Annotated in this window: 11 protein-coding genes; 3 read left to right on the top strand and 8 right to left on the bottom strand. The window is 47.1% G+C overall.

Annotated elements, in window-relative coordinates; all coding sequences use genetic code 11:
* Positions 1-13: 13 nt before the first annotated feature.
* Positions 14-1,180: a PP2C family protein-serine/threonine phosphatase gene (locus AB4Z50_RS00460; RefSeq protein ID WP_441874644.1), complete on the bottom strand. Its 1,167-nt coding sequence runs from the start codon at positions 1,178-1,180 to the stop codon at positions 14-16.
* Between the two features lie 690 nt (positions 1,181-1,870).
* Entirely contained in the window at positions 1,871-4,990 is a 3,120-nt protein-coding gene (locus tag AB4Z50_RS00455; protein ID WP_441874643.1) for a beta-galactosidase, read from the bottom strand.
* Positions 4,991-5,123: 133 nt separating this feature from the next.
* Between AB4Z50_RS00455 and AB4Z50_RS00450 the strand changes: the two genes are divergently transcribed.
* Positions 5,124-7,457: a helix-turn-helix domain-containing protein gene (locus AB4Z50_RS00450; protein ID WP_441874642.1), complete on the top strand. Its 2,334-nt coding sequence runs from the start codon at positions 5,124-5,126 to the stop codon at positions 7,455-7,457.
* A gap of 85 nt (positions 7,458-7,542) precedes the next feature.
* On the opposite strand, the gene AB4Z50_RS00445 is transcribed toward AB4Z50_RS00450, so the two are convergent.
* The 3 genes from AB4Z50_RS00445 to AB4Z50_RS00435 form a co-directional block, all read right to left on the bottom strand.
* Positions 7,543-9,156 (bottom strand): extracellular solute-binding protein, encoded by a 1,614-nt coding sequence (locus AB4Z50_RS00445; RefSeq protein WP_441874641.1) that lies wholly within the window; start codon positions 9,154-9,156, stop codon positions 7,543-7,545.
* Between the two features lie 120 nt (positions 9,157-9,276).
* Positions 9,277-10,188, bottom strand: a complete 912-nt coding sequence (locus tag AB4Z50_RS00440; protein WP_076266323.1) for a carbohydrate ABC transporter permease — start codon at positions 10,186-10,188, stop codon at positions 9,277-9,279.
* Between the two features lie 19 nt (positions 10,189-10,207).
* Positions 10,208-11,092: an ABC transporter permease gene (locus AB4Z50_RS00435; RefSeq protein WP_441874838.1), complete on the bottom strand. Its 885-nt coding sequence runs from the start codon at positions 11,090-11,092 to the stop codon at positions 10,208-10,210.
* Positions 11,093-11,506: 414 nt separating this feature from the next.
* Between AB4Z50_RS00435 and AB4Z50_RS00430 the strand changes: the two genes are divergently transcribed.
* On the top strand, positions 11,507-14,299 hold the full coding sequence (locus AB4Z50_RS00430) for an alpha-mannosidase (RefSeq protein ID WP_441874640.1): 2,793 nt from the start codon (positions 11,507-11,509) through the stop codon (positions 14,297-14,299).
* A 16-nt stretch (positions 14,300-14,315) separates the two neighbouring features.
* Entirely contained in the window at positions 14,316-15,596 is a 1,281-nt protein-coding gene (locus AB4Z50_RS00425) for a glycoside hydrolase family 125 protein (protein WP_441874639.1), read from the top strand.
* Between the two features lie 121 nt (positions 15,597-15,717).
* Here AB4Z50_RS00425 and AB4Z50_RS00420 read toward each other — a convergent pair whose 3' ends face one another.
* From AB4Z50_RS00420 to AB4Z50_RS00410, 3 genes are all read right to left on the bottom strand, one after another.
* A complete protein-coding gene (locus tag AB4Z50_RS00420; RefSeq protein WP_441874638.1) occupies positions 15,718-17,034 on the bottom strand; it encodes an ABC transporter substrate-binding protein in 1,317 nt (438 codons plus the stop codon).
* Between the two features lie 149 nt (positions 17,035-17,183).
* Entirely contained in the window at positions 17,184-18,017 is an 834-nt protein-coding gene (locus AB4Z50_RS00415) for a carbohydrate ABC transporter permease (protein WP_441874637.1), read from the bottom strand.
* Positions 18,017-18,904, bottom strand: coding sequence for a carbohydrate ABC transporter permease (locus AB4Z50_RS00410; protein ID WP_076266328.1), 888 nt, complete (start codon positions 18,902-18,904; stop codon positions 18,017-18,019). The genes AB4Z50_RS00415 and AB4Z50_RS00410 overlap by 1 nt, the downstream gene beginning before the upstream one ends.
* Positions 18,905-19,069: the final 165 nt, after the last annotated feature.

Genomic DNA, 19,069 nt, shown 5'->3' with positions numbered 1-19,069 from the left:
TCTAACCATAAGCCTACACACAAGCTAATATGGCTATCGTTGCGTTATCCTGGTAAGGCCTTTGTTCTGCAAGCACATGCTGCAAAATAAACGCTGCGGCAAGCGGAGGATATAAGCACGACGCCTCATCCAGCAGCTTATCTGATAAATCGTCATAGAGCCCATCGCTGCACAATATAACTAAATCGCCCGTCAAAAGGTGCAGCGGCTCTTGATTGGCATCGATTTCTGTTATGCGAGGGATACCTAAATAACTTGTTAACAAATGGCGCTCCGGGTGTGACTCGGCTTCCTCCTGTGTTAGATTGCCCGCCAAAACATACTCCCGTAACCGATTCGCATAAATATGATCCCTCGTTAGCGGCGTGAGCACTCCGCCTCGAAACAAATAAATACGGCTGTCGCCGGCAGATATCCAGTACAGCTCTCCTTGATGGATAACGGTCGCAATGAGCGTCGTTCCGACGCTCCATTCCAGCTCATGACTTAGCGCCATCTCATATACAGCTTGATTGGCAAGATGCAGCGACTGCTCCAATGCCCGCGGGATAGACTCCTCTGCTGATTTTGCTATATATTCATTCAGCATCGTTTGCACGGCAAGCTGCCCCGCCTCCTTCCCCATAGCGTAGCCGCCCATGCCATCCGCAAGCACAGCGAGCACACCGTGACGCTCAATAGCTTCTTCATCTTCGAGTGACGAGAAGCCATAAGCATCCTGCTGCTCCTCACGCTCGCCAATATGCTGTGCATGACCAGTGATGACCTTCATCGTGATGACAGCATTACGGCTATTCGATATTAACTCAGCGGCAGCGTTTGCGGCTCCAACGATCTGCTCGATTGAAGGTGTTTTTAGAGGGACGGGTGGCGGCTCCCATGCAGGCGTTACGGCAACCTCTGGCCTTGACTCCGTCTCCGCTCTAGCGGCTTCAACCACTCCATGGCTGCGATTGCTTATGCGACTGTTGCCAGCTGGCAGATCGAATACAATAATCAGGATTAGCAGGGCCCCAAACCCGATCATGCCAATTGCGATCGCTATCTCAATAATCTCTCCTTGCTCACTAGTCCACAGCTGTTCCAGCTGCTTATCCGGAATCGCCGCTACTCCGATATAGACGATTACAAGCAGCAATAAAACAATAGCCAAACCTTTAATGATCCCTCTTCTGTTCATTAGATCCCCGCCTCGCCTCAGCTTGTCACCCACCATCTACCATTTTATTTGCGTTAGCAGCGATTTATGCCGAAACCATAAGTAGCAAACGTGCATAATAAGCAACTTCTTAGACAGAAAGGAACCGATGCACAAAAAGAAGGTGCTTTCCAAAAAGGTAAGAAGCCATGCGGCACGCTCTCATCCGCCTCTGCTCCTCTCAACGAAAATTGAACTAAAATGTAGTCTTATTTTCATCAAACGCCCCCATTATTCAAAAATAGTGCTAGAAATTAGTCTTAAACKTYCRCATCACCAGCAAATCAGCATSATWTGGAGCCGTTTCAGCGAAAATAGAGCTAAAATATAGCCTTATTTTCTTCAAACGCCCCCATTATTCAAAAATAGAGCTATAAATTAGTCTTAAACGTCCGCATCACCAGCAAATCAGCATCATATGGAGCCGTTTCAGCGAAAATAGARCTAAAATATAGSCTTATTTTCTTCAAACGCTGCCATGAATCAAAAATAGAGCTAGAAACTAGGCTTATGTTTGTTTAACTGAGCACAGTTAAAATTAGTGAAGCTGTTTTTTTGAAAACAACCGCCTAAAAAGAAACAGAGGCTGTTCCAAAAGTAGATTTACCTACCTTTGAAGCAGCCTCTCGTTTAAAATTGCAGTTGTCTAAGCTAATAATCTTGCTACATCACTCAAACGATAATATCGCGATAGGACGCCAGCACATTGCCTTCCAAATCCGTCGCAAATAGAACCGAGCGTTCACTCTCCAGCACGAAGCTGTAACTCTTGTTGGTTTTTGCGTCACGCACAGTAATAGGACAGTCCATACCCGCTTCCGAGATAAAAGTATACAGGCTTCCCTGCTTAAATTGCAGCTTGCTGCCGAAGATCCCCGGGTGGTCTCCGCCTGCTTCCCATACGATGCCTGGCTTCAAATCCTCAGCCTCATGCAGCGCAGCCTCGTAAAGTGCTATAAGTGTATCCGTACGCTCGTTAAGCTCCAGCGGCAGCGGACACCACATGACTTTGCCTAATCCGTGGGCTATGGTACGAACGGTTGAAATGCCATCCGAATAGCTTCCGCTGCTGTCCAAAGTAATTTCTTTGTTCAGCTCGCCAATCTTCTTGCCTCCGAAAGAAGCTTTGAAGGTATGCTCGCCAATTTGCAGCGTTTCCTCCCGTGATATATTGCTCAAACGATACGGTCCTACAATCGATTCCGCCCGTGAAGTGGGCTTCCAATATTCATCCAGCCCAATAGGTCCGGTGAAGAGCAGCGTGCCTCCATGCGCTTCAACATGCGCAAGCAGCTCCGTCAGCGCAGCATCACTGAAATTGTGAGCGCTCGGAACGATAATGAGCTTTGGTTTGTCGCGCTGCAAGGTTTCCAAGTGAAACTCTCCAATGCCGCGATGCGGAAGCTTCATTTCGTAGCCCAGCACACGAGTCAAGTTTCCTGTCGCTTCGCAAGCAAAACGACGGCTGGAGAAATCATTGGAGTAAGGAAACACTACCGCAATCTCCTCTAGCTGGCGTTCCTCAAACAAGCTCGAAATGTGCCCAATAAATTTGCCGAAGTCATAGGATACATCCGCTTCCGGCTTCTGTGTCCCGTCAGCCCGCAGTGCACCGATATTCGACTCGCAAACATTGTCCATGAAATAGTTTGTATTCCACAGCCACTGCACCGCACCTGCGCCGCCTGCGGCAAAAGCATATGCATATTTGCGCTCCAAGATGTTCCTCAGCTCTTCCTCTGAACGCTTCGCCCGGTTATCCGGCATTTCCACATACATAATGCCCGTTTCTTGAATCAAGGTCGGCTTGCTAGGATCTTTGCCATATACGCTGTCCCATAGCAGCCTGTCATTCAGCCACCAAGTGTGTACGGTTGTGTAATCTACGCTTTCCGCATAAATTAGCGGAGAAGGACGCGGCCCCATGCCAAGCGCCTCGTCTTGGCCAACGGTCACGAGCTGACGCGGGGAAATGGCATGAATCGTTGCCGTAAGCTCCCCTACCCAGCGGTTATGCATATCCATCGTAAACCGTGTATAGTCCAGCCAGCGCGTGTTTTTCTTCAGCTTCTTCACGTCTTGAATATCAAACGCGATGTCCGTTTGCTCCGGCAAGGTGATCGCTTCAAAGTCCGGCAGCTCCGTGCTCGTCATATTCCACCGCGCCTGCAGCTTGCCAATCGATGCGTGCCGCTGCTTTAGCCAATTCACATAGGCTGCTTTTTCAAAAGGATCATGCATGGAGCGAGGCCCTGAGAAAATGCGCATATGATCAAATAATGAAGGCTCATTGATCAAATCCCACTGTACATTGGACGTGTGTTTATGCCTGGATACGATCGCTGCAATAAACCGTTTTTGTGCTTGTACGCTTCTTGGATCGAGATACGGATTTTTGCCTTCCCAAGCTTCGGGAGCAAAGGCGAAGAAGCTGAAGGTCATTTCAATCTCATGTTTAGCCGCTGTCAAAATAAAAGCATCTACAGCTCTGAGCAGCTCTTCCGATGCATGTCCATCCTCGAACATAAGATGCCGCCACGCCGTCCATAAACCGGTACGAATCAGGTTGATGCCGGGTTCCTTCATCGTCGCCATATCTTGATCCCAGATCGCGGCATTTGGCATAGACACGAATTTCCGGCCAACATCCGAGGTCATATACGTCATTCCTACAATCGGGAAGGGAGCGCCATTTTTCTCAAAATAATCCCGACCAACTGCAAGCGGCGTACCTCTCTCCAGCAAATCGCGGTCATACCCCCAGAAGCCCTGCCGCAGTACTCTTTTTTCTCCGCTTTCAGCTTCGGCTTCACATACAATCTCATACAAGCCCGGCTCAATAGCGAGCGGTACACTAAAACTCATATACTCGATTTCGCTTCCAACGCTCACGCTCAACTGATGCTCCCATACCGCCTTAGTCTCTCCTTGCTTATAAATAGAAATAGCCATCGACCAGTTCTCTTGCTTGCTGCTTTGCTCATAGCCGTATGCCGCTTTAATCTGCTGTGCTTGAAGCGTCAGATATGGTCTCTCTGCTTCATAATAAACCGCGTAGCTCGGTTTAATCCAAAGCTCAGTCACACCCCTTGAACAAAATGCCACCCATTCTGCAAGAGCATCCGCGCCTGCGCCCGACCAGAAACGGTCAGTCAGCTGTTGATTCACAAACAACCAGCGTCCGCCTGCAAAATCGCCCTTGTTATGCTCGATCAGAACGACAGGAGCCGATACCTCCCGGCCGCCTGCAGACATTCCCTTTAGAAGCGGACGAATGTGTGCATTCATCGGTCCCTGCGAGCCCGTAGCCTGATTCAGCTGATCCCGCTCATGCGTCACATGCAAAATAAGGCCAAACGTAGGTTCAATTGTGAACAAATGCTCTTTGCCCTGCAGCAAAGGCAGCTCCTGATTGTGGCACAATTCAGTCGAGCGCGTATGATCGACAGCAAGTGCCTCATGAATAAATAGTTCCTGATGGTACGCTGTCATCTCCTGCTGGACGTCCCACTGCTCGCCATCCCGGCTCACCGGCAGTTTAAAAGGGGCTCCGCCTGCATGAATCAATCCCCCGCCCCGCTTTACAAAAGCGAGTATTTCCGGCCATGATGCTTTCGGAAAATACGATCCGTGCAAATGAACGAGGCAGTTTACCCCGTCTTCTTTAAGAGCTGCTGACAATCCTTCCGCATCGGTTACTTTAAACAGACTATTCAGCTTTTGAAGTGCCTCTGTATTTGGCGCACAGCCGTCTAACGGAAAAGTAGGGTCATAAAATAGTACTGCTTTCATGGTTCTCGCTCCTATCATTTCTCTATTGTTTATGGATCTTTACTTTCCATGATCCGCTATTTATTRCATAATGGAAGACTAAGCATCATGATTGAACATGGATTACAATTACGTACTGGAGGCGAACACAGTCGTGTCAAAGCTCACAAATAAGTCAACTTCGTTGTCACGAGCCAAAATAAATTGGAATCATTTGAAATCAAGCTTACTTCTGAAATACGCCTTGTCGTACATACTTATCTTCCTAATCCCTTTGACCGGAGTTACCATATTCGTTTATGAAAACGCAGTCACTGGTCTTCGCTCTGAGATAGAACAGTCCAATGTGAATCAATTGAATCAAGTGAAAATGACGATTGATGACCGGATGAGAGAGCTTCAGGAAATCGCCAGCAAAATAGCCTACGACGAGCAATTAACGCCTTATATGGTTCGTGATCCCTATTTTGGCTGGGAAGCTATTCGTCAACTTTCTACCTACAAAGCCAACAGCAGCATTTTGGAAGATTTATTCCTATATTTCCATGATGATTCTACTATTTACTCATCTCGTGGCCTTACCAATGTAGATGTTTTATTCAGCCAAACCTATCAGTTTAATCAAGTGAGTAAAGAGGATTTACTTCATGACCTAAATGAAGCCAAAGGTCCGATTATGCGTCCTGCTGAGCAGGTCAACGTTAACTATCGTAAGGAATCTATGCTTACTCTGCTCGTTCCGATTATGCCAAATGATCCTTTTCCTTATGGAACCGTTGTCTATTTGATGGAAGAGTCCAAGCTGACCGGGGTCATGGATTCCATCCTCAACAACTTTTCCGGCAGCAGCTATATCTTTGATCAGGACGGCAAAATGCTGACGGCCAATAATCATGGAGCAAGCATGCCGCAGGGTGACTTAGCTATCCTCTCTGCTTTGCAGCCAGGCATTCACAGCCTGACACTGAACGGTGAGAAGCAGTCTGTTGTTGCTGTGCTATCGCAAGAGAATGGATGGACTTACGTCGCCGCAATGCCGAGCCATCAATTTTTCAGCCGTGTCGTTCACATTCAGACTCTGATTCTGCTTGTATTCAGCATCGTCGTACTGACGGGCATTGCCGCAGCTATGTTATTGGCCAAGCGTCAATACCATCCCATTAAAGATTTAATGGAGTTCGCCAAACAAAAGAGCAAAAGCACGGCATTAGATTCAGCAAAAATCAGCAACGAATGGGATTGGATCAAGCAGACCATTCATGATTATAATGCTCGAATAGATATACAGGTGCCTTATGTTCGCAATCAGTGCTTACTGCTTCTACTCAAGCATGGCAAGCCTGACGACCCAGAAATCGAGCAGCTAGTCTTGGATGCAGGACTTGAGCTTCCGCAGGGGCAAGGGTATTATTTCTCTGTTATTTTGGCTTGGAATGCTTCCAATACGGGCGAAAATTCCCGTCAGGAACGCCAGCAGATGCAGGAAATGCTCCATGAATTGGAGCTGCCGGATCTTCATTCGCGAGTTTATGGGATCGAGTTCTCCCCAGCAGAGCAATTTGCGTTCATGGTTAGCCTTGTACCAGCAGAGTCCGTACCTTTGCAGGAGCAGGTTGAACAAATCGTTGAGTCCATAAAGCTCATGATTATGGAAAACTCGCAGCTGCTGCCATCGCTAGGGGTTGGTACGCCATACGAGAATTTGGCAGAGCTTAATCAATCCTTTATCGAAGCGGCTACCGCGCTGGAATTCCGATTGGCAGGCGGCAATGGCCATGTCACTTACTTTGAACACTTGGCAGAGCTCAGCTCGCCTGATACAGAGACCTTCTGGATCTCCAAAAAATCGCTGCTCAAGCTAGAGCAAAGCTTAAAGCAAGGAAACGCAATCGTAGCCAGACAAATGATTAGCAGCATCATCCTTGATATGAAAAACGAGTCATTATCGGTATCCTTACTGCGCTGCTTTTGCTATGACCTGCTGAATGCCTTGCTGCGGGCAGCCTCTGAAATGGGCATGCACAGCGTTATTCAGCATATTTCTGCCATGGCAACCTTCGATACACTCGAAGAAACCGAACAAAAGCTGAACAGGCTTGCCGAACAAATTTGCGACCAGGTGGAACGAAATACCGAGACCGAGCAGCATTCTTTAATGGACGATATCGTAGCGTACGTGGATCAGCAATATGCGGATTACACGCTCAGCCTGGAGCATATCGCCTTGAAATACGCGATCTCAACATCCTATTTGAGCCGCAGCTTCAAAGAAAAAACAGGCCTCAACTTTTCACAATATATTTCGCGCTGCCGTATGGATGAGGTCATGCGCCTGCTGCTGAGCACCGATGCTCCACTTAAAGACATTATTGAGCAAGTCGGATACTTGGATACACCGAACTTTATTCGTAAATTCAAGAAAGAAACAGGCCTTACCCCAGGGCAATACCGTAAGCTTAATGCTCCCGAAGTCCACCATGTGGAGTAAAGCCCATCATTGTCATCATGCTCATAATCAAAGCCAACTCTTAAGCACCGTTTCCGGTGCAAGAGTTGGCTTATTTACTTGGATGTTAGCTCGTTTTCCAGCGGTCGTATGCCGTCTGATAAATCTCCGCCATCCGTTCTCCACCCATTTTCTTAATCGTGCCAACGTATTTATCCCAACCGCTAATCGAATCTTGACCTGTAATAAACTTAGCTTCCATTTGCATAACATACGTGCTCAGGTCAGAGCGAAGCTTTGTAACCTCAGCCGACTCTTCTGCAGTTAAGAACAAAGCTGGAAACGGAACTCTTGCACCGCGATCCAACAGCTTTTCTTTATTTTCCTTGCTTACCCACTCATCGAACTCTGTTTTCAAGCCCTTTGTAAGGTCATCACTAATTACCATAGGCGCGGCAATACCATAGTTAGGCGTAAGTGTTGAGCGGTATTCCTCCCGATCGCCGCCGCCTGGAACAGGCAGCCATTCCTTCGTCATTGTAGCCTTGTCAGTGTATTTCCAGAGCGTACCTTCAGGTCCTTTGTCAAACAGCATTGCTCCATCATAGGAGTACAAATAATCGACCCAACGCATCGATGCTTCCGGCGCTTTGTTGCTGCTCGTAATGGCGAAGGCGCCTGTTGAATAACCTCTATTTTTTGCAATTGCAGGAGCTGCTACCATATCGCTCTTCACAGGGCTGAACAGCACATCTTCGGTGTCTGGCTCGCCGCCGAGTGTAAAGTATGCATGCCACTCCGAGAACAATCCGACTTGATTGTTTTTAGCTTTTGCTTTCTTCTGATCATCCGTTTGAGAGAAGGACTCATGATCGAGCAGTTCCTCACTCCAAAGACGATTCATGTATTCCAGGTACGCCTTGTAAGGCTCTTCCATAGGCGTATAATGAACAACATCCTTGTCATCTACATAAATTTCTTCCTCATATGCGCCAAAAGCTCCTAGAATCCACGTCCGCAAATCTCTCATCTTCGAGGAGGAAGCGAGTGGAATTTCGTCTTTTTGGCCATTGCCGTTCGGATCCTCTTCTTTAACCCGCTTCAAATAAGTGTACAATTCCTCCGTTGTTTCAGGAATTTTCTTAATATCAAGCGCTTTCAGAAAGTCGCCGTTATACCAAAGCGGATTGCGGTACCATGGCTGGTTTAAATCAAATCTTGGCAAGGAGTAGATATGCCCGTCCGGTGCTGTGATGGATTTGCGAATATCCGGGTAAGTCTCAAGCAGCTTCTTCACATTCGGTGCATATTCGTCAATAAGGTCTTCCAGTGGAATAAGAATGCCTTGTCCACCATAATTCAGCTCCTCAGCCTGAGTTAGCTTTGCGCCAAACAATACATTAGGATAATCGCCGCTTGCAAAAACTAGATTTTTTTTCGTATCAAAGCTGTCTCTAGGCGCATTCAAATACTCAAATTTAATGCCCGTCAATTTCTCCATTTCATCCATTACCGGCATGTCATTCCAGTTCTGAATACCGATGTCCGGCGCCATTAGCGTTAAGGTAAGTTTCTCGTTAACGATTGGAAAACCTTCCTTATTCACGTTTGCAGCTGCTCCTGCTCCCGCTCCAGTCGTATTTCCTTTTTCCTTGTCGCCGTTCGAGCCGCAGCCTGCAAGCAATGTAACCGTCATCACACCTGCAAGCAGCAAGGACGCTGCTTTTCTTGATTTGTACATTCTTAAATCCTCCCTTTTTTTCTTCTATACTATTTAAATGATGCTATATAATAAGCGAAGGAATGTTTTCCTTCGTCCATTATCTCACAAAGTCCTTCGGAAAAGCTCCGAACAAGGCAACTAACCCTTTACAGAGCCAATCATGACGCCTTGTACGAAGTAACGCTGCAAAAACGGATAAACGGCAATGATCGGAAGCGTCGATACGATAATGACCGCATATTTGACCAAAGAAGCCGCATCTGCCTTGGAATTCATCGCCATTGCTACTTCACCGCTAACCGCGGCACCCGTAGTCTCTGCTGTCATTTCCTGCAGCACAAGAATTTGACGCAAAATCATTTGAAGCGGATATTTCGCCTCGTCATTCAAATAAATCAATGCAGAGAAATAACTATTCCAATGGCCTACTCCATAGAAGAGAGCCATAACCGCAATAATCGGTGAGGATAGCGGTAAAATAATACGGACAAATAGCTTCAAGTTCGTACAGCCATCCATATGTGCAGCCTCTTGCAGCTCCTTCGGAATCGTAGACTGGAAAAAGGTTCTCGCCACGATGATATTCCATACTGAAGCAGCGACTGGCAAAATAAGCGCACCCATGCTGTTAATGAGGCCTAGGTTTTTAATTAATAAGTAGCTTGGCACAAGGCCTCCGCTGAAGAACATCGTAACTAGAATGATGCCCATGAACAGCTTGCGCCCGATGAAGTCGGTTCTGCTCAGCGCATACGCGGCAGGCAAGGTAACGACTAGATTGAGCAGCGTACCCACGACCGTGTAAATGATCGTATTGAGATATCCGTTCCAAACTTTCGCGTTATCGAATACCAGCTTGTACCCTTCCCACGTAATCCCCTTCGGAAACAGCCACATTTCACCTGAATTGACGTATTTCGGATCACTTATCGAAGCGCTGACCATATAAAGCACCGGGTACAACACAACGATTAGCGCTAGTAGCAAATAAATATAGTTCAAAATGAGAAACAGCTTATCGCCCTTTGATTCTTTTACTGCTGTAACCATACGATTCTGCTCCTCCTTCCTACCAAAGACTGGTTTCGCTTGTGCGTTTCGCAATTTTGTTGACCATGATAAGCAAAAGCGCATTCACGACTGAATTGAACAAGCCCACAGCTGTAGAGAAGCTATACTGTGCATCTACTAGCCCGGTTCGGTAAACAAATGTAGAAATGACATCCGATGACCCCATATTTAATGGATTTTGCAGCAGCAAAATTTTCTCGAAGCCAACGCCCAAAATATTGCCCATGTTCAAAATCAATAAAATGGTGATGGTCGGTACAATTGTCGGCAAGTTGATGTGCAGCACTCGTTTGAATCGGCTTGCGCCATCGACGATAGCAGCCTCATGAAGCTGAGGGTCTACGCCAGACAATGCTGCAAGGTAAATAATTGTCCCCCACCCCGCGCTTTGCCACACGCCTGATAAGACGTACACCGTCTTAAACCATTTAGGATCCGTAAGATAAGCAGCCGGCTCCAAGCCAACCAGCTCGATTAGCCTCACAAGCATTCCCGATGATGGCGACAAGAAAGTGATAATCATCCCGGCCATAACAACGACAGAAATAAAATGCGGTGCATAAGTAACCGTTTGCACAGTTTTCTTAAAGTAGCCGTTCTTAATTTCGTTAAATGCTAACGCTAGAATAATGGGCAGCGGARAACCGATGGCCAGTTCATATAAGCTAATGCTGAACGTATTCCACAATAAGTCCCAAAAATAATAGGAGTTAAAAAATCTCTCAAAATGCTCGAAGCCTACCCACGGACTTCCCATAATGCCTTTTGTCGGAATGAAGTTCTTGAAAGCAATCTGGATACCGTACATCGGACCATAATGGAAGATAAGAAAGTACAGCATGACAGGAGTCATAAATAAGTAGAGCTCCCAGTTTTGCAGCATCTTTTTTGCGAGCGACTTGTTTCCGCTTGTCTTCTTGTTTAATGGAACAGCTTGCAATTCGTTTCCTTCCATCTCTCTCGAATCCTCCTCTCTCTATGTTGTTATTCGCAGCTTCACTCTACCGGCAACCGGCATTGTAATTGACTAGCGCTTACATTCCAAATTGTAGTCATTTTCACCATCAACGGTAAATATGTATGATCTGCATTGTCATTCGAAAACGCCGTAACCATAGGGTTTTACAGGCTTTTCACAATGACAGTTGTCCTATTTTCACTCATCAGAATGCTCTTAATGTGTTAGATATGCTGTCCAAAAATGGGGTGCAAGTGATACATATTGTGCTTTGCGGATAAATGTGTGAACCTTTCTTACGAATGCCTGTTTCTAAACAGCCGTTATTAATTATCCCTTATGAACACGCATACAATTCCAATCCAATTCAGGAGGCTTTTGACCGTGACAAACAAAACCGCCCATCTTATTTCGCACACGCACTGGGACCGCGAATGGTACATGCCTTACGAATACCACCATACGCTGCTCGCAGAGCTAATGAACGATTTGCTTCGCATCTTGGAAGAGGATGACAGCTTCCGCAGCTTTCATCTGGACGGACAGACGATCATTATTGAAGACTATCTACAGATTCATCCTGAGAAAAGAGAAGTGCTCGAGAAATACATTCGAGAAGGCCGAATTATTATCGGTCCATGGTATGTGCTGCAGGATGAATTTCTGACAAGCTCCGAGGCGAATGTCCGCAACTTGTTGATTGGGCATCAAGACGCTGCTTATTATGGCGTTATTTCAAAGCTTGGATATTTCCCCGATTCCTTCGGAAATATGGGGCAGGCTCCACAAATGCTGAAGCAAGCAGATATTGATACCGCTGTGTTTGGACGGGGCGTTAAGCCGACCGGCTTCGATAATATGGTTGGTGAAACGACCGGCTCCAACTATGAATCTCCTTATTCAGAAATGCACTGGACCTCTCCTGACGGTTCATCCGTGCTCGGACTGCTATTCGCGAGCTGGTACAACAACGGGATGGAAGTGCCGACAGATCCAGAAGAAGCAAAAGCCTATTGGACCAAAAGACTTGGCGATGCCAGCAAATACGCTTCTACGCCAGAGCTTCTATTCATGAACGGCTGTGATCATCAGCCTGTTCAAACCAACTTATCCGAGGGTATTCGCACGGCAAGCGAGCTTTTCCCGGACGTTACCTTTGTTCATTCCAGCTTTGAGCAATATATCGAGGCATTGAAGGGACAGCTGCCTTCTCATTTGACGACGGTCGAGGGCGAGCTGCGCAGCCAGCATACAGACGGGTGGAGCACGCTCGTCAACACGGCTTCCGCTCGGGTTTATTTGAAGCAGCTCAATCAGCGGGGGCAAACCTTGCTGGAGAAAGGCGCTGAGCCTCTAGCTGCACTTGCACATCTAGTCGGCGGCCAAAGCTATCCGCATCACCTATTGACCTATGCTTGGAAGACGCTTATGCAAAATCATCCTCATGACAGTATTTGCGGCTGCAGCGTAGACGAAGTGCATCAAGAAATGGTGACACGATTCGATAAGAGCCGCCATACGGCCGAATCCATTATAGCGGAGAGCCTGAGTGCAATTGCGGGACAGATCGATACGAGCGGAGTTAAAGCATGGGGAGAATCCAGCGTGCCCATTACTATTTTCAACATGACGGGTTGGGAGCGCAGCGGCACAGTAAGCGCGGAACTCATCGTTGCCAAAGCTTATTTCAAGGAAGGGCCTAACCCTGCTGCCATTGCTGAACGGCTTGAGAAGCTCCCGCTTCATTTGGAGAATGGGGCTCTGCTGGATGACGAGGGTTATGCGATTGCTGCCAAAGTGGAGGATTTAGGCGTTCATTTCGGTTATGAGCTGCCGAAGGATAAATTCCGCCAGCCTTATATGGCTCGCAAAATAAAGTTAACGTTTGAAGCAAGCCGGGTTCCGGCGCTTGGCTTCAAAACGTATGCATGGCAAGAATCCGCTGCAGCCCCGGCTTTAGTGGCTAACACATCACTAATCGCCAGCCCAAGCGGCATGGAAAATCAATATATTGCTGTAAGCTTTGAAGCAGACGGCTCTTATCATTTAACAGATAAAGTAACCGGGAAAACATTCCAAGGACTTGGCATTTACGAGGATTGCGGCGACATTGGCAATGAATATGTATTCCGGCAGCCTGAGGGAGAACAGCCTCTTACGACCAAGGGTATTCCGGCAACTATAACCCTTGTTGAGAATGAAGCTTATCGGGTCACGTACGAGATTGTTCATGAATGGGCAATTCCAGCCAGAGCTGATGATACATTCACCACTGAAAAACGAAAAATGGTACGTTTCCGCGATCGGCAAGCCCAACGAGTCGACCATATGGTGCCGATGCGCATCGTCACTCGCGTTAGCCTAGAGCAATGTGGCAAAAGTCTGCAGCTGGAGGCATCCTTCAATAATCAGGCCAAGGATCATCGCCTTCGCGTATTGTTCCCAACTGGGCTGAATTCGGACAAGCATTTGGCTGACTCGATCTTCGAGGTCGCTTCCCGTGATACGACACCAGCGGAGGAGTGGATAAATCCAAGCAATGCACAGCATCAACATGCATTTGTTAGTGTGTCCGACGGCGAAAACGGCTTAAGTGTCGCTAATAGAGGTCTTAACGAATACGAAGTGCTTCGTGATGGATCTAATGCCATAGCTGTTACGCTTCTCCGTTCTGTTTCTGAGCTGGGAGATTGGGGAGTATTCCCGACACCAGAGGCGCAGTGCCTTGGCGAGCATACCGTAGAGTTCTCCCTATTCCCGCACGCCGGCGATGCTATTTCTTCGGAGGCATTTGTGGAAGCTTACCAATTCCAAGCGCCTTGGTTCCACCTGCAAACCGGAAATCAACAAGGCTCGCTCCCGGCAACCTATGAGCCACTGAAGTGGGAAGGCAAAGGGTTCGCTTTGTCCGCCTTTAAAGTGTCGCAGCAAAGCGGCGATGTCATTATTCGTTGGTATAACCTTGCGGGCGAGCCGCAGGAGCTGGCGTTTGAAGCTAATTTTGGCGTAGATCATATTTATCAAAGCGATATTTTGGAACGGCGCCAAGAGGCCGCGAGCATTCAGAACAGCTCTGTACGCCAAACCATTGGAAAAGCAAAAATTATAACCTACTCATTACAATTGAACTAATCAGGAGGCAAACCTTATGAAATTACCAGATTCCATTATTAACGTATTAGCTGAGGCGGACCAGCGCCTTGCGCATCGTCCCAAGCTGCAAAAGCTGTTCAAAAATTGTTTTCCAAATACGCTGGAGACAACGATCGAGCTGATGGACGATGGCACTACCTTTGTCATTACAGGAGATATTCCGGCGATGTGGCTGCGGGATTCTACGGAGCAGGTTCGTCATTACATCCCTTATGCCAAGGAGGATGCTGAACTGCAGCGTATTATTAGCGGCGTAATTCGCCGTCAAATGTTCTATATTAATATAGATCCCTATACGAACGCATTTAATGAGACGGCAAGCGGCAAACATTATAATGCTGGCGATCAATCGGATATGACAGCTTGGATGTGGGAGCGCAAATATGAGCTGGATTCCTTGTGCTTTCCTACTCAGCTCGCCTATATGTACTGGCAGGAAACGGGCAAAAGCGATATTTTCGACGATGCCTGCTATCAAGCCTTAAACTCGATTGTCCATGTAATCAAAACAGAGCAGCGGCATGAAGAGAAGTCCCCTTACCGCTTCGTGCGTCCAGGCTTTAAAGAAACCGAAACGCTGCAAAATGACGGGTTAGGACTGCCGGTCAACTACACAGGTATGTCTTGGTCGGGCTTCCGTCCAAGCGATGATGCTTGCCTGTTCGGCTACAACATTCCTTCCAACATGTTTGCCGTCGTTATTTTGGGCTACATTCGGGATATTGCAGATCAAGTGTATGGCGACAAAGAATTGGCTGCAAGAGCAGAGAAGCTGCGGCAGGAGATCGACTTCGGCATCAGAGCGTACGGCATCGTCAATCATCCGGTATTCGGCAAAATTTATGCTTATGAAACGGATGGGTATGGAAACTACTGTCTTATGGATGACGCGGGTACACCTGGACTGCTGTCTATTCCTTATTTCGGCTATGCGCCTGTGGACGATCCCATTTATCAAAACACACGCAGGTTTGCGCTGAGCCATGAAAATCCGTTTTACTTTGAAGGCAAATTTGCCAAAGGCATAGGCAGCCCTCATACGCCTGCCGGGCATGTATGGCATATGGCTTTGTCGATGCAAGCGTTGACTGCTGATAATAATGAAGAAATAAAAGAGCTTATCGATATGCTCGTGAATACAGATGCAGATACGGGCTTTATGCACGAGGGCTTCCATCCGGACGATCCGTCCGTATTCTCGCGAGAATGGTTCGCTTGGTCCAACAGCCTGTTCGCCATGTTGATTTGCGAGGCAATGGATAGAGACATCGTATAGTCTCGTGTACGGGTAAGTCTCTCACGAATAAGAGGCAGCCCCTTAGGTCAATAACCTAAGGAGCTGCCTCTTCTATTATAGAAGATACGGGAGCATCATAATCTTCTGCTTGCTCAAAATATTATTTTTTCACGATATCCTGTACCGCTTTATCGAATTTTTCAAGCAATTGATCGCTAGTAATTTGCTTGCCGAGGTATTCTTGCATTGCTGCACCCCATTGCTGTGTAATGCCGTCAGGGAAACGATCCCAGTTCCAGCTTTTCACTTGCTCAGGATTAGCATTGGCGAAGGTCGCGAAGTCGCCGCCGATTTTGCCTACCGCTTCTGGGTTCGGCTCGATGGAGGACAATGCCGGTACAAATTTGAAATCGGTTGATATGAATTTTTTGCCTGTTTCCGAAGTAACCATCCAGTTCAAGAAGGCTTTCGCTTCTTCGACTTGGTCGGATTTGCTGTTGACAATCCAGTTGTTCGGTACGCCGGTAAATACGTTAGGCTTGCCTTGAAGAGGGACAGCCATCATGCCAAGGTTAAGCGCGGGATCAATTTCATCAATCATGCCTTGAATCCAGTTGCCGTGCTGAATCATGGCATATTTGCCTGCTGCGAACTCCGCTACCTGCGTATTGTAATCCGTTGTCAGCGCATTGTCTTGACCATTCGCGAACATAATGTCCACTAGGCGAATCCACTGCTTCATGATCGGATCATCTTTCAGCTTCACTTTGCCCGCTTTCACATCTTCAATAAATGCCGCAGGATCAGCTTGGTTAGCGAATGCGATATTTAGCGTATGAATGCCCATCGACCACCACTCCGAAGTAAGCGCAAATGGAATGATGCCAGCATCCTTCAGCTTTTTAGCTGCTGCTTCTAGATCCTCGAGCGTTTGCGGCAGGTCGGTGATGCCTGCTTTTGCAAATAGATCCTTATTGTAGGTGAAGCCATAAGCTTCAAGGTTCATCGGCATGCCAAGCAGCTTGCCGTCACGCGTAATTTGCGCTTTCGATGCTTCAACCAAATCCTTTGCCCAAGCCTCGCCAGTCAAGTCCGTCGCACGGTCCACGTAAGGATCGAAGCCTGCCCAGCCGCTTGAGTTGAAAATTTCCGGCTCCTCGCCGGCAGCCAGCTCTGCTTTCAGCAATGCGCTGTAGTCTTCCCCGCCGCCGTGTGTCTCGATTTCCACTTTTACGCCGGTTTCCTTCTCGTATTCAGCAGCCATTTTGGCAAGTGCATCAGCTATCTCTACCTTGAATTGAAACACTTTAATGGTAACGTCCTTCTTCGGCGCTGCCGTCGCTTCTGTTCCACCGTTTTTTTCAGTTTCTTTTGGTGCATTTGTTGCTTTCCCGCTGTTGCCGTTGTTGCTTCCACAGCCGCTTGCCAGAACGATGAGCATAATAGCAGCTAGCATAAGTAAGGAAACTTTTTTCATCTTATGACCTCCCGCAAATTTTATATATCATTTCGTTTTTGTATCGCTTACATCGTCATTATAATTGTGCAACAACGTGGCACAACACCGAATATATTGTACTTCTAGGTGTAAAATGTTGATAACTTCCATAATAAAACTTTTTATCGTTAACCTTTAACTGAACCGGCTGTAATTCCTTCAATAATGTGCTTTTGCAAAAATAAAAAAAACAAAATAATCGGAATCGTACTAAGCGTGAGTGCAGCCATTGYGAGATCCCACTTGCGCAAATATTGGCCAAAAAACTTTTGCACGGCGAGCGGAATCGTAGTCAGCTTATCATTTATAACGAGCACTGGCAGCAAATAATCATTCCAAATCCACAGCACGTTCAAAATAATGACCGTTACCGTGATCGGCTTCAGCAGCGGAAACACGATACGCCAGAACACGCCGTAAGGTGAACAGCCATCCACAACCGCCGCTTCCTCTACCTCTAGCGGAACAGATTTAATGAACCCATGATACAGAAACATCGATAAGGAAATGCCGAAGCCCATATAGCATATAACGATACCATACAAATGTCCGCGCAATTCGAACATCGACGTAATGCGCATCAGCGGCAGCATAACCGATTGGAACGGAATGATCATGGCAGCAATAAGCACCGTCAGCAATATTTTATTAAAGGTCGTCGGACGCCTAACTAAGCGATAAGCCATCATGGAGCTGACGATGACAAGCATAAGGACGCTAATCGAGGTCACCATAAACGAATTCAGAAACACCGTCGGAAAATCGATAGCAACCCATGCGCGCTTGAAGTTGTCCAGCCCCAGCTTCTCTGGCAGCGAAGCGGCGTTGAGCAAAATAAATTTGAGCTCCTTGAACGAGTTGATGATCAAAAAGTAGAACGGTGCCAAGAAAATGAGCGCAGCCGCGATACCTATAATTTCGAGCAATAAAATGAGAGGTGTGTAGCGCTGTTTGTTTTCCATTACGCCTCCACCTCCTTCTTCTTCGTGAACCATACCTGCGTGACTGTAATTAAAGCTACGCCGAAGAAGAATATCATCGCTTTCGCTGTTCCAAGTCCATAACGGTTGTTAACTAGCCCTTCGCGGTAAACGTTTAGCGCAATCGATTCCGTTGCATTGCCAGGACCGCCAGCGGTGAGCGACAGGTTCAAATCGAACATTTTGAATGAGTTTGATGTCGTAAGGAACAAGCAGATCGTAATGGCTGGCATAATAAGCGGCACGGTGACCGAACGCAGCATTTGCCAAGCTCCTGCCCCGTCGATTTTGGCGGCCTCGATTAAATCCTTCGGCACACTGATCATAGCTGCGATATAAATAATCATCATATACCCTGCCGTCTGCCATACGAATACGATAACGATGCCCCAGAAGGCAGTATTCGGAGTACCTAGCCACTGAAGGTTAAAAAATCCGAAGCCCGTCGCTTCGCCGATAGCACGAAAGCCCCTTACGAATATAAAATACCAAATGTAGCCGAGCAGCAGTCCCCCGATTACGTTAGGCAGAAAAAATACGGTTCGCAAAATGTTGCGGCTCTTCAGGTTTCGCGTAAGCAGCAGAGATAACAGAAATGCCAGCAGGTTGGTGACGATAACCGCGGCAGCCGTAAACTTAGTCGTAAACCAGAATGCATTCCAAAAACGCTCATCGTCCGAGAAAATCTTAACTATATTTTTCATTCCTACCCATTTGGCGTTGCCGAGGTCCATCCCGTTCCATTCCGTAAAGGTGTAGTAAAAACCCATCACGAATGGCGCAAGCACAATCAATATAAAGGCAATGAGTCCCGGTCCAACAAATACCGTTTGCTGTATCCATTCGTTCCACTTGATTTTTTTGGACATCATTCTCGTCCCCTTTCTCTTCCCTATGTGTCAATGTATCTGTTGATATTCACAGTATAAAACCGAGTCCCCCATCAAACCACAGAGGATGATGATAAGGTAGGTGGACTATATTGACCATCCGCAGCAGGATCGGTTACTGTGTTTATGCAAGAGTGACTTAGA

It is taken from the genome of Paenibacillus sp. 2TAB26, assembly GCF_052115145.1.
In the GTDB taxonomy this organism is placed as follows: domain Bacteria; phylum Bacillota; class Bacilli; order Paenibacillales; family Paenibacillaceae; genus Pristimantibacillus.
Note: the sequence above shows the minus strand (reverse complement) of the source record. Positions and strands in the feature narration are given on the sequence as shown.

Excerpts from the sequence above, each read along its gene's own strand:
- AB4Z50_RS00440 (WP_076266323.1), bottom strand. The coding sequence starts at position 10,188 with ATGGTTACAGCAGTAAAAGAATCAAAGGGCGATAAGCTGTTTCTCATT.
- AB4Z50_RS00410 (WP_076266328.1), bottom strand. The coding sequence starts at position 18,904 with ATGTCCAAAAAAATCAAGTGGAACGAATGGATACAGCAAACGGTATTT.
- AB4Z50_RS00445 (WP_441874641.1), bottom strand. The coding sequence starts at position 9,156 with ATGTACAAATCAAGAAAAGCAGCGTCCTTGCTGCTTGCAGGTGTGATG.
- AB4Z50_RS00425 (WP_441874639.1), top strand. The coding sequence starts at position 14,316 with ATGAAATTACCAGATTCCATTATTAACGTATTAGCTGAGGCGGACCAG.
- AB4Z50_RS00420 (WP_441874638.1), bottom strand. The coding sequence starts at position 17,034 with ATGAAAAAAGTTTCCTTACTTATGCTAGCTGCTATTATGCTCATCGTT.
- AB4Z50_RS00460 (WP_441874644.1), bottom strand. The coding sequence starts at position 1,180 with ATGAACAGAAGAGGGATCATTAAAGGTTTGGCTATTGTTTTATTGCTG.
- AB4Z50_RS00430 (WP_441874640.1), top strand. The coding sequence starts at position 11,507 with ATGAACACGCATACAATTCCAATCCAATTCAGGAGGCTTTTGACCGTG.
- AB4Z50_RS00455 (WP_441874643.1), bottom strand. The coding sequence starts at position 4,990 with ATGAAAGCAGTACTATTTTATGACCCTACTTTTCCGTTAGACGGCTGT.